We start from the raw sequence: 15,485 nt of genomic DNA, 5'->3' as shown, positions 1-15,485 counted from the left end.
CATTATTCCTGCTCAAGTGTGAAACCAATAGTTTCAACAGCTTCAGCGTTGGTGAATGGTTTGTATGGTGTTTGTTTGCCGCCCATACCGTTCACAAAGCTGTTCGGGAACACCTGAATGCCACTGTTGAAGGCTTCTACATTACCGTTAAAGATGCTGATAGCTGCCGAGATGTTATCCTGCAGTTCGGAAATCTCTTTCATCAATCCTTTGGTAACACCAGCCATCTCCAGGTTCGGGTAGGCTTCCATAGCAATATTAAAGCTGCCAAGCATGCTTTGGGTGCGGGCTTCAATTTGTGCCAGTTGGCTTGTGTCTACATCGCTGGTGTTCGCGCGAGCAAGCGTACTTCTGAGAGCTGTGATTTCCTCTAGCAGCTTTGCTTCATGTTCTTGATATTGGCTCGCAACACGTTCAAGTTCAGGCAGCGTTTTATTTTTCTGCCGTTCGTATGTGATGACATCCGACCATGCGCGTACCACCATGTTTTTCCGGCGGATAATGCCGTTGTTGATGATGATAAAGCTGATTATCAAAACGGCTGGAATTAGTAGCCATATAAAGAGTGTTGGGTCCATGTTTATGCCTTCCCTGTGGGTAAATTAGCTAAAATTATCATCTGAATATTTCATCAGTTTTTCTATGAATGCGAGAGCGGCAGTAAGCCTTGGCTGGTTGGCTTTGCCCTCAATCTCTGCTGCAAATTCTTTGGGTTGTTTCAGGCTGAATTCCCTGTTTATCCGTATGGTGTCGTTATTGCCGAAGGAAAAGCACAGATCACCACTGCCGTTGAATTCAAGCACTATTTCACTAAGCGCATCGCCGGTTGCTTCAATTGCCTGAAGCACTGCGGGTTTCAGGAATTTCACAACTTCCATTTCGCTGTCAAAATTCACGGAAAACTTTTTGTTGAAACTGATGGAGCTGGTTTTATAGCCAGTCTGGAACAATTTCAGGTATTTTTCGGCGATATCTATATTGCGGGCGTATTTGAACGGTACGATGAAACCATAACGGTGATGATGATCATATACGGTTTTTGTTCTTACATTCCCTTTACTGTCCGTGGTTGTTACACGGCGGCGGTCTACATAATGGAAATGATAATAATTATAGTTGAAGCTATTTTCTTCGCCTTCATGCTTACCTTCCAACCACTGTTCAATCAGGCGCTGGTGGTTTCCTTTCCTGAAAGAAGTGAAACGACCCGCCAGCTCCTTGGCTTTATCCGGTGCATGAACTCTTATTTCTTGCAGGTTATAATCAAAAAGCGTGCTGCGAAAATGGATACGGTCAGATAGTTTATCAAAGCTAGCTCTGCGTTGGTGCCAGAAACTGCCGTATATGACCAAAACCAAAACTAAACCGCCGAGCGGGACGAAGAGGTATTCTTCTGGTATCTGTATGAAATACAGAGCTGCCCCGATGAGTATAAATAAAGCTGCAAAAATGCTGGCGAACATATTCAGGCGCCGGTTATCGTATGCAACTGGCTGTGGGAATTGTTCTAAGCGCTTGATGGCTGTGATTAGCTCATCATCGGAAGATGCTCCTTCCGCCCTTAGTTTTACTTCTATTAATATTGATTCAAGCCGTTTGTTATGTGGCTTTGAAGCGGATGATGCTTCCATATTTCCCCCGATTAGCAATGAATGCCATAAGGTTTATATAAGAAGCTTCTCTGGCGGTTACAAAGGGCTTTTCTAAGTTTGATGGTAATTAATCGTATTTATCGATTGAAATGTAAAATTTAATAAATTTGCGAAATTAATAGGTTATGCATATCTTGGTTTTACAGACACAAACCAAGAGGATGAGACCATGTCAGGAAACACTCCAAATATTCTTACTACAGCGAACGGTGCTCCCGTTGCTGATGATAATAACAGTATTTCAGCTGGCTCTCGTGGCCCGCTAACTTTTGATAATTTTCGCCTGATGGAAAAGCTGGCGCACTTTAACCGCGAACGCATTCCTGAGCGTGTAGTGCACGCCCGCGGCAGTGGTGCATACGGCACATTCACACTTACAAAAGATTTGAGTGATTACACCATCGCCAACTTCCTTCAGGGCGAAGGCAAAGAAACAGAGGTGTTCGTTCGTTTCTCCACAGTAGGTGGCGGTCAGGACAGCAGTGATTATGCCCGTGATCCACGCGGTTTTGCTGTGAAGTTTTATACAGAAGAAGGTAATTTTGATCTTGTTGGTAACAACACGCCTGTATTCTTCCTGCGTGATCCATCAAAGTTCCCTGATTTTGTACACAGCCAGAAGAAAAATCCCCGTACAAACACACCAGATGCATCTGCGGTGTTTGAATATTGGGCGAACCACCCGCAGTCTTTGCACCAATCAACCATTTTGATGTCAGACCGCGGTATTCCAGCAAGCTACCGCCACATGAACGGCTACGGTTCTCACACCCTTAGTTTCTGGAATGATCAGGGCGAGCGTGTATGGGTGAAATTCCACCTGAAGACCGACCAAGGCATTAAAACACTGCGCGGTAGTGAAACAGCAGGATTACCTGCATATGGTGCGCAGGAAGATTTGGTGAACTCGATTGATGCAGGTGATTTCCCAAGCTGGACTGTGAAAATCCAGATCATGACAGAGGCTGAAGCGAAAACATACCGCTACAACCCGTTTGACCTGACGAAAGTATGGCCGCATTCAGATTTCCCGTTGATTGAGATTGGGAAAATGGAACTGAACCGCAACGTGGATAACTATTTCGCGGAAACAGAGCAATCTGCTTTCACACCGTCAAACCTTGTGCCGGGTGTGGGCGCATCGCCTGATAAGATGTTGCAGGCACGCTTGCTGGCATATCCTGATGCGCAGCGTTACCGGGTTGGTGTGAACCACCAGCAGTTGCCTGTGAATGCGCCGAAATGCCCTGTGCACCACTATCAGCGTGATGGTGCGATGGCAGGTATGGTGAAATGCCCTGTAACTGGCCATGCGGCGAACCAAGGTAGCGGTGCCAACTTCTTCCCGAATGATCGGGCTGCAGAAGGTGCACCAGTGCCGAAGCCATCAGTGATGGAGCCGCCAATGCCACTTGAAGAAGATGCATGGGTTGGTTACCACGAAAGCCGCGATGAAGATAACTTCACGCAGGCTGGAGAACTGTTCCGTATCATGACGGAAGATCAGAAGAACCAGCTCGCTGAAAATATCGCAGGTGGCCTAAGCCAGGCATCTGAAAGTGCGCAAGTGCGGATGCTGGAACAGTATGCAGCAGCGGATGTAGATTATGCCGCACGCGTTAAAAAAGCGATTGAGGCCCTTAAGGCCTAAATCAACGAGAAATCCTCGGGAGGGGTGCGGAGCTGTCTGGAATTTGCCGCACCCTTAAAGAACCGCCAACCCTGTTGTTTCCTCAAGGGTTGGCGGTTTTCTTATGTGGTGTGTTTGTTTAGTGAACCCAGGCGTTTTTAATCACTTCACCAAGTGCTTTGAAAGTTTCAGCCCGTGGGTTGGTTTTCCGCCAAATGAGGCCAATGGTACGCGTTGGGTTAATATCTTTAAATTCCACAATATCCACACCTACGTTATCCGTGAGGCCAGCATCCACTGCCATCTGGGGCAGTAAGGTTGTGCCGTGGCCAGCTGCTACCATTTGTAGAATTGTTGGCAGGCTGGTGCCAGAAAGTTCTCGGCGGGCCTGATTACCAACAAGCTGGCAGGCATCAAGTGCGTGGTCGCGCAGGCAGTGGCCTTCCTCAAGCAGCAGCAGATTGCTGTTATCAAGCTGTGCTGTTGTGATTTCCTTGCCCGGAGCTGTGTCTTCGGGGAAAGCGGCGACAAAACCATCATAAAAGAGCGGCATTTCGGCGGCATCACCACATGCGAACGGCAGCGCATAAAGAACAAGATCCAGCTCGCCAGAGCGCATCAGGTCACAGAGATCAGCAGATTTATCTTCCCGTAGGTGTAGCTCAAGGTCTGGGAGTTCTTTTTGCAGGGCAGGCATTACCTTCGGCAGTAGATACGGGGCGATCGTTGGGATAATACCGAGGCGGACAATACCTTTGAGCGGGTCTTTGGCGGATGCTGCCATGTCAGTGAGGTCATCCACATCGTTCAGGATTTTGAGGGCACGATCCACTACCTCTTCACCAAGGGCTGTGAACATCACGCTTCTTTTGGTGCGTTCCACCAGTTGTGCGCCAAGCAGGTTTTCAAGTTCCTGCAGGCCAGCGGATAAGGTTGACTGGGTCACATGGCTGCTTTCCGCGGCACGACCAAAATGGTTAGTTTTATGAAGGGCTACCAGATAGCGCAGCTGCTTTAAGGTGGGAGGAAAGCTCATTTACCTGTCCGATCAAAAAATATCTATATAATTCATTCAGTCGATTATGTTTCGAAAACTTCTGAAACGCAAGCTATTCAATGGGTTCGTTATTATATCGTTAAAAACGATTACAGAATATATTTTAATCGGTTGGATTGTTTTGTTCTTTACCTGCATATTCATTTCAACAGGCAACGACAGCGAGACAGCGACCGGCCTGAAACAGATTTGATTATATTAGAGGATACCAAGACCATGCTTACTATCGGTGATAAAATTCCAGCGTTCGACCTTAAAGCAGTTGTTGATGCAAACATGCCTGCGGATGATTTCCCGCGTATTACAAATGAAAGTAATCCTGGTAAGTGGACAGTGCTTTTCTTCTGGCCAAAAGATTTCACATTCGTATGTCCAACTGAAATCATTGCTTTCAACGAACTGAATGAAGAATTTGCTGATCGTGATGCAGTTCTACTTGGTGCAAGTACAGATACAGATTTCGTACACCTTGCATGGCGCCAGAGCCGCGATGACCTTGGTGAGGTTTCTTTCCCGTGGCTTGCGGACGTGAAGAAAGAACTTTCTGACGGCCTTGGTATTCTGGACAAAGAAGAAGGTGTTGCACTGCGCGCTACGTTCATCGCTGATCCGGACGGCATCATCCGTTACGCCGCTGTGAATGATCTATCAGTAGGCCGTAACCCTGCAGAAGTTCTCCGTGTTCTTGATGCACTGCAAACAGATGAGCTTTGCCCATGTAACTGGAACCCAGGTGAAGAAACACTCTAAGACTTAATACCCCTAAGTTTCCCTGACGCAGGCTGTGTATATCCCCCTCGCAACAGCCTGCACTTGGCCCCGGCTTTTCCTCGCATAATTTTCTTTTAGCCGGGGCCGCCCCTTTTTTTGCAAGCGACAGTTTTAAGGATAAGAGACATGTTAGATACAATTAAAAGCCAGCTCCCCACGTATGCTAAAGACCTGAAACTTAACCTTTCTTCCTTGATGCGCGAAGAAACTCTCTCAGTAGAGCGTCGATATGGTGCGTTGTTCGCAGCTGCTCTTGCTTCAGGTAATGAAACGCTCATCAAAGCGTTCGCGGATGAAGCAGGTCAGCATCTAAGTGCTGAAGAAATTGAAAACGCCAAGGCGGCGAATGCCATTATGGGTATGACAAACATTTACTATCGTTTCCTTCATATGGCGAAAGACGGTGAATATCAGCGTATGGCTGCAAACCTCCGTATGCAGATTATCGGCAAACCACCAGCTGATAAAGTGAACTTCGAACTTTTCTCGCTTGTTGTCTCTGCAGTAAACGGTTGTGAATTCTGTGTGGCTGCACATGATGCGGAACTGAAGAAAGCTGGCCTGAGCCGCGAAGAAATTCAGGCAAGTATTCGTATTGCTGCAACTGTGCATGCGGTGGCAGGTGTGCTGACAGGCGAAGAAACCCTTGCTGCTTAGCCAGCAATAGATTGTCAGGCGTATGGATGACCCTGCAGAAAAATGCAGGTGTCGCCTGATTATTGTCATAATTCAGATGTTATAAGAAAGTGGGCTAGGTTTCTGGCCCGCTTTTTCTGTTTGGGGTTTCGTAAAATTTTGTCTGATTGATTTCTTTTATAGCTGTAAAATGCAGCTAATAAGGGAATTTTGCTTTAGACAAAAAAGTGGCCGGGAAATACCCGGCCCGAGTCACGACAGCGAGGATAGAGTAACCACGAGGCGTGGTTACAATATGGAGAGACGCAGCAAGGCCGCGCCCTCTCGCAAGAACTAAAAGACCAAATCTTGAGCGCGAGGTCAATGCCTTAGTCATAAGAATCGTGCAAATCCTTGAATTTCTGCGAAATTTTTGTGTTTTTGTGATCAGAAGGCACCGCTTTTTCCATCGAAAGATTAGTAAATGCTGCTCAAATCATCGCTGCGACAAACTGTGCAGAAACTGCGGGGAGTTGTTTTGGAGGATGATTCGCCATTTAAAAGGCGAATCGGGTGATGGTGCGTTTAACCGCCTTTGTTGATGAAATCATCAGCCACTTTACAGGCGGCAGGGCCCATAAGTACGACAAAGAGTGTCGGCATGATGAATACAATGAGCGGTACCGTAAGTGTGGCTGGCAAACGTGCCGCTTTTTCTTCTGCTTTCATCAGGCGTTCGTTCCTGAATTCTGCTGATAAAACACGTAAGGAAGTAGCGAGTGGTGTTCCGTACCGTTCTGACTGGATAAGTGTTGTCACCACACCTCTAAGTGCGGGTACATCAACTCGTTCAGACAAGTTTACCAGTGCCTGTTTCCGTTCAGGTAGGAAGCCCAGTTCAATAGCTGTTAGGGAAAATTCATCCGCAAGCTCAGGGTATGCTCGGCCTAGTTCCTTTGCTACACGGTTTAAGGCACTATCCAGTGTTAAGCCTGCCTCCGCACACACAACGAGCAGATCAAGCGCATCAGGAAGCGCGAGGCGAATGGCTTCTGTGCGTTTCTGTTTGGAATTGGTGATATATATATCCGGCAACTTCAGCCCAAAGAACACCATCGCGATGGAGAAAACAGGGTAGAGATTTTTATGCTCAGGCAGGCTACCCATGCCGTAAAATAGGATAATACCTATTAAACCCATTAGAAGCGGTAAGGTGAGGCGCGCTACCTGATAAACCACCACAGCGTCGTTTGAGCGGTATCCAGCCTGCATAAGGGCTGCGGAAATTTTGCGAGTTTGTTCCGCTTGCAGAAGTTTGAATTTATCTGCGATCAAACGCATTAAATTCATGCTTTCCACTTTTTTAACAGGTGAGCGTCGTTTGCTGCTTGTTACCAGGCCTGCTTTCAAAGCTTCCCGTTTATCCTGCAGGTTTTTTACCCGCCCTTTCATAGGGTCACGTACAATAGTGGTTTGGTAGAAGGCATACATTACAAGGAAGGCAACAAGTGCTGCGGCCATTGCGAGCAAGTCAATAATCGGAATTCCGAGTGTGTTCTCTATATCCTGCATGTTACACCTTGAAACTAATCATTCGAGACATGATGAACATACCTATGCTCATCCATATCAGGGCAGCGATACCTGCGATTTTCGCTTTTGCGTGGGTGAAAAGCACGATGCCGTAATCATAGTTCAACAGCATGATCACTCCGAGCATAATGAAAGGCAGTAGGCCAACAATCCACGCGCTGGCTTTTGCTTCTGAAGACAAGGCTTTGATTTTTAATTTCATTGCCTGACGCTGCCTCAAGATATTAGCCAAATTTTCCAGCGTTTCGCCAAGGTTACCACCTGTCTCCCGCTGTACGACGAGAGAGATAACAAAGAACTTAAAATCTGGCGTATCCAGCCTGTCTGCGGTTTCCCACAGTGCTTCTTCAAGCTGTTTACCAAGCCGCATGCTATCGGTGATTTTCTGGAATTCGGTACCTGTTGGTGCAGGCAGTTCCGTTGCCACGTTTGCAATACATTCGTTCACTGGCAGGCCCGATTTAAGACCACGCACCATAAGGTCCATCGCTTCGGGAAACTGCTTGGTGAATTTCCCGATACGGCTGTTGATCCGCATACTGAGAAACCAGTGGGGCAAGCCAATACCAGCGATAATGCTCATGAGCAGCGAGAAAACCGGTGTACTACCTGCCAGTAGTAGAGTGACCAGGGTAGCAACAGCCAAACCGCCAGATGTCATCGCATACCGGGAAAGATTGGGTTCAATGCCTGCTTTGCTGAGCCGAATTTTAATCTGGTCTCTGCGCGGTAAAAGCTCGGCCAGCGTCGCTGCAAAACCAGTTTCCTTTTGGTTCAGGCGAATAGAGCGTGCTTGCTCGCCTTTCAGGGTTTTGCGGTCATTAAAGCGTTCCTGAAAGCGGTCCAGCTTTTTCTGAGTTTCTTTTTTGCCTTTGTTCATAGACCCAAAGAGCGTGATAACAGCAATCAGTATGATCAGGCCGATCATGCCGCCAGCAAGAAGAAGGATATCGAGATTTCCGTTTTGCATGGCTCTGCCCTTATCCGTTCATCGCGTCCATCAAAGCACGGTCCAGACCGAAATATTCTGCTTTGGTAAGGAAGTGAGGGCGAACGCCTGTGGAATTCCAGTTACCAACTAGACGGCCGCTTTCATCTTCGCCGGTGAATTCATATTTGAACAAATCCTGAGTGGTGATGACATCACCTTCCATGCCAACAACTTCTGTTACATGAGTGGTACGGCGGCCACCATCCCGCATCCGCTGGACTTGTACGATCATATCAAGACTGGAACTAACCTGTTCTCTGATTGCTTTTGCAGGCAAGTGGAGGCCTGCCATGTTTACCATGTTTTCGAGGCGGGTCAGCGCTTCCCGTGGGCGGTTTGCGTGAATGGTGCCCATGGAACCATCGTGACCAGTGTTCATGGCCTGAAGCATATCAATCGCTTCGCCGCCTCGAATCTCACCAAGGATGATACGGTCTGGGCGCATCCGTAGTGCGTTTTTAACCAGATCGCGCATTGTAATTTCGCCTTGCCCTTCAAGGTTTGGAGGGCGGGTCTCCAAGCGTACCACATGTGGCTGCTGTAGCTGTAGCTCAGCCGCATCCTCAATGGTAACAACCCGTTCGCCTTTATCCACCATACGGGAAAGGGCATTCAACATCGTTGTTTTACCGGAGCCTGTACCACCTGAAATCAGGATATTAAGGCGACAGGCGCCAGCGATTTTAAGTAGTTTAGCAAGAGGCGCTGAAATACTGGCGAAATCCAGCATTTTATCCAATGTGATCTTGTCCTTTGTGAATTTCCGGATGGAAATGGAAGCACCGTCAATGGCAAGCGGTGGGGCGATCACATTCACCCGGCTGCCATCTTCAAGGCGCGCATCACAGATCGGGGATGTTTCATCAACCCGCCTGCCAACAGCTGTTACAATACGCTGTGCTACATTCATCAAGTGCTGATTATCGCGGAATGTTACGTCAGTAAGCGTAAGGCGGCCTTTTTGCTCCACATACACTTGCCGCGGGCCGTTCACCATAATATCGGAAATGGTTTCATCAGCGAGCAGTGGCTCCAGTGGGCCAAGGCCAAGCATATCATCAAGAAGAAGGGTAACCAGATCCCGTTGTTCTTTCAGGTTCAGGTTGATCTTCTCCTGAACGAGTAGTTCACCCACTACTTCACCAACCTGTTCAGCAAGTTCCGGGCGTGGCAGTTCCGCGGCAGCTGCTGGATCAATATGTTCCATCAGAAGCGGTTGGATATGTTCTTTTGCTTTAATCAGCGCTGCGGTGCCATCATCCTGCTTGTCGTTTGCAGCATCCAAATCCATTGGGATATCGCCGATACGGCCAATCGCTGTTTCTGCTTCTGAAAGGAGATACAGGGCAAGTTCAGTATGTTGGCGTTCACTGAGAACAGCATTTTCCATCTGCGTACAGCGACCAATAAGCTGATCGATTTTCTTTTCCACATCCCCTTTGGTGGACATCCGGAGTTCATCGGCCGTGAAACTTTCAAGAAGCATGGAGCGGGCACATGTGGTAACGGCATCAATGTTTTCAGCACCGGCGCCTTCTGGTTCCGGGGTAGGCGGCATTGCTTCTGGTTGAAGTGGTTCAAGTGGAAATTCATCCGTAACACCCGGTGCGGCAGGCATAGCTGCACGGCCAAAGCTGCCGCTTTTTTTAAGCCCCTGTCGTTTTTTGCCGAATGCCTGAGATTTCATACCTGAATGCCTGTACTTAGAACATGTGCTTAGCTAGCTTTGCGCTGCAAAAGCTTGTTAACCCATGATGGTTTTTGCCCATCTGCATTTTCGCTGCCTGAGGTAAACAGGCTGTTAACAGCCTTCATGCCTGCGGTAACTTTTCCTGATTTTGTGTGATCAGCGATAACTGTGCCTTGTTGCACAGCAAGAAGCATTGCTTTCGCATCAAACGGCACGCGTGCGTTGATTTCTGTTTCGATGCTATTGGCGAAATCTTTCTCTTCCACTTCAGCAGGAACTGCACCCAGCTTATTCAGAACCACGTGAACTGATGCCGCTGGTGCACAGGTTTTTAAATAAGCCTTCAGGCGGATACAGTCCCGCGCTGAAGAAAGGGAAAGATCGGTAATCAGAACAATGTCCGTAGCTGTGTTCAGTACTTCCGGTTGCTCAGGTACCATGTGGCGCGGCATATCCACCACAACATTTCGGTATGTATTTGCCATTGTATCAACAAGGTGTTCAAGCGCTCCTTCTGCAGGACGAGGTACTACGCCAATCGCTGCTTCCGTGCAGAGAATGGAAAGCTTTTCGCTTGGTTTTACCACAGCGCGGTCAAGGAATAATCCATCAACCCGGTTTGGGTTATCAAGTGCATCTAACAGGCCCCGGCCGGGTTCCAGATCAAACTGGATTGCTGATGAGCTGAAATGAAAATCAAGGTCCAGAAGGGCTGTGCTTTCACCGCCGTTTGCACTCAGCCATGCGGTGTTTGCAGCAAGTGTGCTTGTGCCCATGCCGCCACGTACTCCAATGAAGAAAATCGTTTTCCCTTCACTGGCTGGGCCTTCTTCTTCCACTTCCTCAACTGCATTCATGGCCTCTTCAGCTGAATGCATAGCTGCTTTGATAACATCAACAGCAAGAGGTTTTACCAGATAATCATGAACACCAGCGTGCAACAGATCCCGATAGAGACCAACGTCATTCAGGGCACCAATAGTGAGAACAACGGTACCTTCTTCACATACTTCTGCGAGCGCTTGAACGTCTGCCCGAGGGTCTTCACTGTCAGATAAATCAACAATTAGAAATTCAGGGCAAGGCATGGCACCAAGCGCTCGCACTGCTCCCGCGATACCACCTGAAAAGACCATGTTTTCTGACCAGCCACGGCTTGGTGCGGCAGCTTTTAAAAGGTCGATGGTTGCTTCATCGCAGCAGTAGGCTGCGAAAGTTTCTCGTTCGGTTTTCTTTGAAGGACCTGTCATCATATCCTCCTAGTTGCTGCCACTTGAATTGGTATTTGTCGGCGCAATCTCGTTTAATCCTTCCACTGAGAAGGTTACCCTGGGGCCAGTGCTTGCCGGTTGTGATAAGCCGTTAACTGCTGAAACTGCAGCTTGCGCATTTGCTCGACCGTTTTGTCCTGCCACCAGATCGCGAGGGTTCGCTACCATCAAATTCAGGGTAGCGGTTGTTGCACAGCCGTGGAATGGCGCCGCGTTGTTTGGGGCAATAGAGGCATTGTCTGCTGGCCAAACCCCACAGTTAGGCACAGTAACTTGATAGCGTTCCACATATAGCATAACGCCTTGTTCAGATGGCGCCGTCCCGAGAGGGGCAACCCCGCCAAACGTGAGCCCACGTTCTTTCAGAAATTCCTGAATAGCTTCCAAGCGTTTCGGGGTGGCGGATGGTGCGTCCAGCATAATGATGTCGCCGTAACCCGCATTTACGCTGGTTAGGAATGCATGCATGGATACAGCGGATTGAGCAGATAGTGTGTCAGTACCATCAGCCTCGGGGCGAATTTCAAATGGCAGGCGAACCAGTTCCACGCTGGAACGATTCACGGCATCTGTATGACGGGTTGTACCGCTTGTTTGACATGCGCTCAACGCGATGATGCCAAGCGCTAAAAGAGCGGTTTTGGGGGCGGATTGTATCATGTGCCTAATCATCATACTGTCCTTCCATTAATCTAACTGGAAACCAGCACGTTGCTTTAGAGAAGCGCCTGTGCGGTTATCTTGGTTTGCGATAGTATTTTGAGTGCTGCCTTCCCAGCTTTTACCGTTCAGGATGCGGTTCACATCATTTGGTGCGATAAAGTTATCGGTAGGCAGATTGATGTGTCTGTTTGACACTGGTTTCACCAGATACGGTGTCACCACAATAAGCAGCTCTGTTTCTTCACGGCGGAAACGATCAGAACGGAAGAGAGCACCAATGATCGGGATATCACCAAGGCCGGGGTATTTATCCTTATCCTGAGAAACACTGTTTTCAATAAGCCCTGCAATCGCGAAGGATTGGCCACTTCCCAGTTCAATGGTGGTTTCTGCGCGTCGTGTGCTGATAGATGGCACGCTGATACCGTTGATACGGATTGCACCAGCATCAGAAAGATCGCTGACTTCAGGGCGAACCTGCATGGAAATACGACCCGAGTTTAGAACAGTTGGGGTGAAATCCAATTTTACGCCAAATTCACGATATTCAATGCCAATACCGTCACGGCTTGGGATTGGAATTGGAAATTCACCGCCCGCAAGGAAATTCGCTGCCTGACCTGTCAAAGCTGTTAAGTTTGGCTCTGCCAGAACGGTAAGGAAGCCTTCGCGGTCAAGTGCATCAATGGCATAGTTCAGGTCAAGGTTTCCCGGGGTAATCGTGCCTAAGAGAGAGCCTGTATCTGCACCCGGTATAAATACTTTTGAAGGAATGCCTGTAACAGGATCAGGCACCAGATCAAAAACATTACGACCGGTTGCGATACCAATACCTGCGCCGCTTCCGGATAGGAAACCTTCCCAACTTACACCTAGCTGTTTAAGGACGGTGCGGGAAACTTCAGCAATGCGAACATGAAGGTTCACCTGAGTTGGTTGAAGTACATTGATATTATTCATTACCTGATCAGTCCCTAAAACAGATTTTGCAAGCTGTTCAGCAAGCGCTGCCTGATCAGGTGCGCCGACGTTACCCTGAAGTACAATAAGTTCTCCAAGTGTCGTGGCGCTAATGGGAGAGCCGGGCATCATGCGTTCGTACGCTTTATTAAGTGCTGAAAGATTGCGTGTTACGGCAATGCCAGAACTGAAGATGGTGTTATCCTGTTCGTCAAGCGCATAGAAGGTGGTTTCGCCCTGTGCTTTCCCGAAGATATAAACAACCCGTGCTGATTTAACTTGCACATCTGCAATTTCAGGGTTCGCGATAAATACTTCAGATGCAGGGCGATCAAGACGTACAAGGGTACCTTTGTTGATTTCAATGCTCATGCCGCCTGCGTGCGGTGTTACAAGTTCTGCGCCTGATACTTTGTTAAGCGTTGCAGGGTTTGAAGGTTCTGCGGCTACCGGAGCGCATAAAATGCTGCTCGCAAGTGCCATATACTTAATGGATTTTATCATTTGTCATCTCCATCAGATGGAAGATTGTCTGGCTGCGTATCACCAGTACCATTTGAAGGGACAACAACTGTTGCAACGCTGCCTCTTGCCACGCGGATGGAGTTCTTTTTACCGTTGATACGAGGTAGGTATTTACTAACGTCGTTGCCGTGGCTTTGGCTTGTTGTCACCATGATTGGTGGTGTGTTTGGATCTGCCAGAGGGCCATCATTACCGCGCTCCAGTGATCTGAGAGCAAGTGAAAGCTTTCCAACATTTGCGACAATCGCCAGCTTTTCAGCCATGCTTTGGGTAACTTCCAAAGTTGCAGTTTTAGCTACTTTCACCTTGTCGTTCTGTTGGTTTTTCTGATCTGTTGCGAGCACACGTACATTTTGGAAAATGGTTTCTGCAACTTGATATTTCTCACGGCGGGTCACTTCCACTTCGTGAGTAAGGATCACATCAACACGGTCGCCCGGAACGATGAAACCAGCCACGCCTGATGTTGCTGTAACAGGTACTGTGAAAGCACGCATCCCTGGGGTTAATGTCGCAGCAAGAACACCACTTGCACCTTTTTTAACCAGTGCTGATTTGGTGATTGGATCACCTTCATTCATAGGTGTGCGTACGATGGTGCCAACCAGATCTTTTATCTTTGCATTTGGTTTGCTGTAGTAGGCTTTGTTCACACCGCTTTTGGGCCAAGCCTGCCAAACGAGGCTTTCTGCAGTAATCGTTGAACCTACATGGAGATCTGTTTTCGCTACAAGAATTTGAGCTGCGGGTGTTTTCGCTGTCAAAACCTGTGCTTGTTGTGCTTGTTGCTGAGCATTTGAAAGGTATGAGCGGGTCATAAACCAGACCAGTACCATGCCTGCAAATGCAACAAGAATGAGGAGTAGTTTTTTGATGCTCATGTTTGCCTCCCGGTGGTACAGAAAACTGTACTTCTACCGAATTTCCCCAACTCTTCCGGGCCTTATGCCATCAGAAAAGCATGCAATCCTTTGGCTTTATGTCACCAAAGAGGAAAAGCATTGAAAACAAACCCAGAGACCACCAGCGGCGATTGCAACGCCGTAAGGTACTTTAGCTTGATCAAGTGTTGTTTCTTTACTGAGTTGGGCATGAACCAAAGTTCCTGTGGCTACAAAGCCGCCCAATAAAGTTACATAGAGCACGAAATGAAGGCTTAGAGCAGGGCCCGCAAAGAGTGCGGTAGCTGCCATCAGTTTCACATCGCCTCCCCCCATAAGCCTGAGCGCAAAAAGGCCAGCACCAATGAGGAACACAACGAAAGCACTTAAGAGAGGCCAAACAATAGCCCCTAAAAATGCGGCACCTGATATCACTTCAGCAAAGGCAAAAACACTAAACAAACCACAAATGGCAACCGATAAAGCGTTCGGTATTCGCCTAGACTGCAAATCAGATACTGCTGCCGCGATAAGCAAGCCTGAAAAAGCTACCGCGATAAAAATATCTATGCCTGAGATGATCTGCATGGTTCTGTTTTTGCCTGTTATCTGGGTACTATTTTACAAATTTCCCAAAAATAAAGCCGCCGGAAAACTGCCATCCCCCGGCGGCTTTTGATAGGTTAATTGATATGTTTAGATGCGAGATCTATTAGCTACCTGTGCCAGAACCAGAGCCAGAAGCACCTGTATCTGTTGCATCAACATTTCCATCAAGTGTTGTTGAAGCTTCACCAAAGATTGTCTGTAGTGAACCGCCTAGCGCGCCAAGTGCTGTGATGAGGCCAATAGCAACAAGTGCTGCGATAAGACCATATTCAATTGCAGTAGCGCCTTCTTCATTACGGCGTAGTTTAGAAAGAAACTTAGTCATTTTAATTCTCCAGCTGCCAAGTTCGGATGAGTTTTTTATACGGCTTGAGTCTTAAATAAAAAGTTAACGTCAATCCTAAAAAGATATTTAAAAACAATAACTTAAATGAAATTTAATATCTAATTATCTTCAAATTTTATCTAAATTTTAAAGCTGTTGAAAATGCGTGATAATTCGCCGTGATTAAAATTTTAATCACTGAATTGGGAGCTGCTGAGAGGAGAAGAAAAAAGTAAAAAACTGATTTTTTTG

At 47.7% G+C, this 15,485-nt stretch carries 15 protein-coding genes; 3 read left to right on the top strand and 12 right to left on the bottom strand.

The annotated features are described in order from the left end of the window. Positions 1 to 2: 2 nt before the first annotated feature. Both MF542_RS01995 and MF542_RS01990 read right to left on the bottom strand, forming a co-directional pair. Positions 3 to 578: a LemA family protein gene (locus tag MF542_RS01995; protein ID WP_247015400.1), complete on the bottom strand. Its 576-nt coding sequence runs from the start codon at positions 576 to 578 to the stop codon at positions 3 to 5. Positions 579 to 602: 24 nt separating this feature from the next. Then, complete coding sequence (locus tag MF542_RS01990; RefSeq protein WP_247015398.1) at positions 603 to 1,631, bottom strand: hypothetical protein; 1,029 nt, start codon at positions 1,629 to 1,631, stop codon at positions 603 to 605. 190 nt (positions 1,632 to 1,821) lie between these two features. Between MF542_RS01990 and MF542_RS01985 the strand changes: the two genes are divergently transcribed. Then, complete coding sequence (locus tag MF542_RS01985) at positions 1,822 to 3,303, top strand: catalase (RefSeq protein WP_247015396.1); 1,482 nt, start codon at positions 1,822 to 1,824, stop codon at positions 3,301 to 3,303. 118 nt (positions 3,304 to 3,421) lie between these two features. Here the strand turns inward: MF542_RS01985 and MF542_RS01980 are convergent, their stop codons facing one another. After that, the gene (locus MF542_RS01980; RefSeq protein ID WP_247015394.1) at positions 3,422 to 4,318 is read right to left on the bottom strand and encodes a hydrogen peroxide-inducible genes activator; all 897 of its coding nucleotides are present in this window, start codon (positions 4,316 to 4,318) and stop codon (positions 3,422 to 3,424) included. Positions 4,319 to 4,555: 237 nt separating this feature from the next. On the opposite strand from MF542_RS01980, the gene MF542_RS01975 reads away from it, so the two are divergent. Continuing rightward, entirely contained in the window at positions 4,556 to 5,089 is a 534-nt protein-coding gene (locus tag MF542_RS01975) for a peroxiredoxin (RefSeq protein WP_247015392.1), read from the top strand. 147 nt (positions 5,090 to 5,236) lie between these two features. After that, complete coding sequence (locus MF542_RS01970; RefSeq protein WP_247015390.1) at positions 5,237 to 5,767, top strand: carboxymuconolactone decarboxylase family protein; 531 nt, start codon at positions 5,237 to 5,239, stop codon at positions 5,765 to 5,767. A gap of 543 nt (positions 5,768 to 6,310) precedes the next feature. On the opposite strand, the gene MF542_RS01965 is transcribed toward MF542_RS01970, so the two are convergent. The 9 genes from MF542_RS01965 to MF542_RS01925 form a co-directional block, all read right to left on the bottom strand. Next, positions 6,311 to 7,297, bottom strand: coding sequence for a type II secretion system F family protein (locus MF542_RS01965; RefSeq protein ID WP_247015388.1), 987 nt, complete (start codon positions 7,295 to 7,297; stop codon positions 6,311 to 6,313). Between the two features lies 1 nt (position 7,298). Beyond that, on the bottom strand, positions 7,299 to 8,288 hold the full coding sequence (locus MF542_RS01960) for a type II secretion system F family protein (protein WP_247015386.1): 990 nt from the start codon (positions 8,286 to 8,288) through the stop codon (positions 7,299 to 7,301). A gap of 10 nt (positions 8,289 to 8,298) precedes the next feature. Continuing rightward, a complete protein-coding gene (locus tag MF542_RS01955; protein ID WP_247015385.1) occupies positions 8,299 to 9,996 on the bottom strand; it encodes a TadA family conjugal transfer-associated ATPase in 1,698 nt (565 codons plus the stop codon). Between the two features lie 29 nt (positions 9,997 to 10,025). Then, positions 10,026 to 11,249, bottom strand: a complete 1,224-nt coding sequence (locus MF542_RS01950) for a CpaE/TadZ family protein (RefSeq protein WP_247015383.1) — start codon at positions 11,247 to 11,249, stop codon at positions 10,026 to 10,028. A 9-nt stretch (positions 11,250 to 11,258) separates the two neighbouring features. After that, complete coding sequence (locus MF542_RS01945) at positions 11,259 to 11,945, bottom strand: CpaD family pilus assembly lipoprotein (RefSeq protein WP_247015381.1); 687 nt, start codon at positions 11,943 to 11,945, stop codon at positions 11,259 to 11,261. A 12-nt stretch (positions 11,946 to 11,957) separates the two neighbouring features. After that, the gene (locus tag MF542_RS01940) at positions 11,958 to 13,397 is read right to left on the bottom strand and encodes a type II and III secretion system protein family protein (RefSeq protein WP_247015379.1); all 1,440 of its coding nucleotides are present in this window, start codon (positions 13,395 to 13,397) and stop codon (positions 11,958 to 11,960) included. Continuing rightward, positions 13,394 to 14,299, bottom strand: a complete 906-nt coding sequence (gene cpaB, locus MF542_RS01935; RefSeq protein ID WP_247015377.1) for a Flp pilus assembly protein CpaB — start codon at positions 14,297 to 14,299, stop codon at positions 13,394 to 13,396. Before cpaB ends, MF542_RS01940 begins: the two co-directional genes overlap by 4 nt. Positions 14,300 to 14,395: 96 nt before the next feature. After that, the gene (locus MF542_RS01930; RefSeq protein WP_247015375.1) at positions 14,396 to 14,887 is read right to left on the bottom strand and encodes an A24 family peptidase; all 492 of its coding nucleotides are present in this window, start codon (positions 14,885 to 14,887) and stop codon (positions 14,396 to 14,398) included. 124 nt (positions 14,888 to 15,011) lie between these two features. Beyond that, positions 15,012 to 15,233 (bottom strand): Flp family type IVb pilin, encoded by a 222-nt coding sequence (locus tag MF542_RS01925; RefSeq protein ID WP_247015373.1) that lies wholly within the window; start codon positions 15,231 to 15,233, stop codon positions 15,012 to 15,014. Between the last annotated feature and the right edge of the window lie 252 nt (positions 15,234 to 15,485).

The sequence above is a fragment of the Kordiimonas laminariae genome (genome assembly GCF_023008165.1).
GTDB classification, from domain to species: Bacteria; Pseudomonadota; Alphaproteobacteria; order Sphingomonadales; family Kordiimonadaceae; genus Kordiimonas; species Kordiimonas laminariae.
Note: the sequence above shows the minus strand (reverse complement) of the source record. Positions and strands in the feature narration are given on the sequence as shown.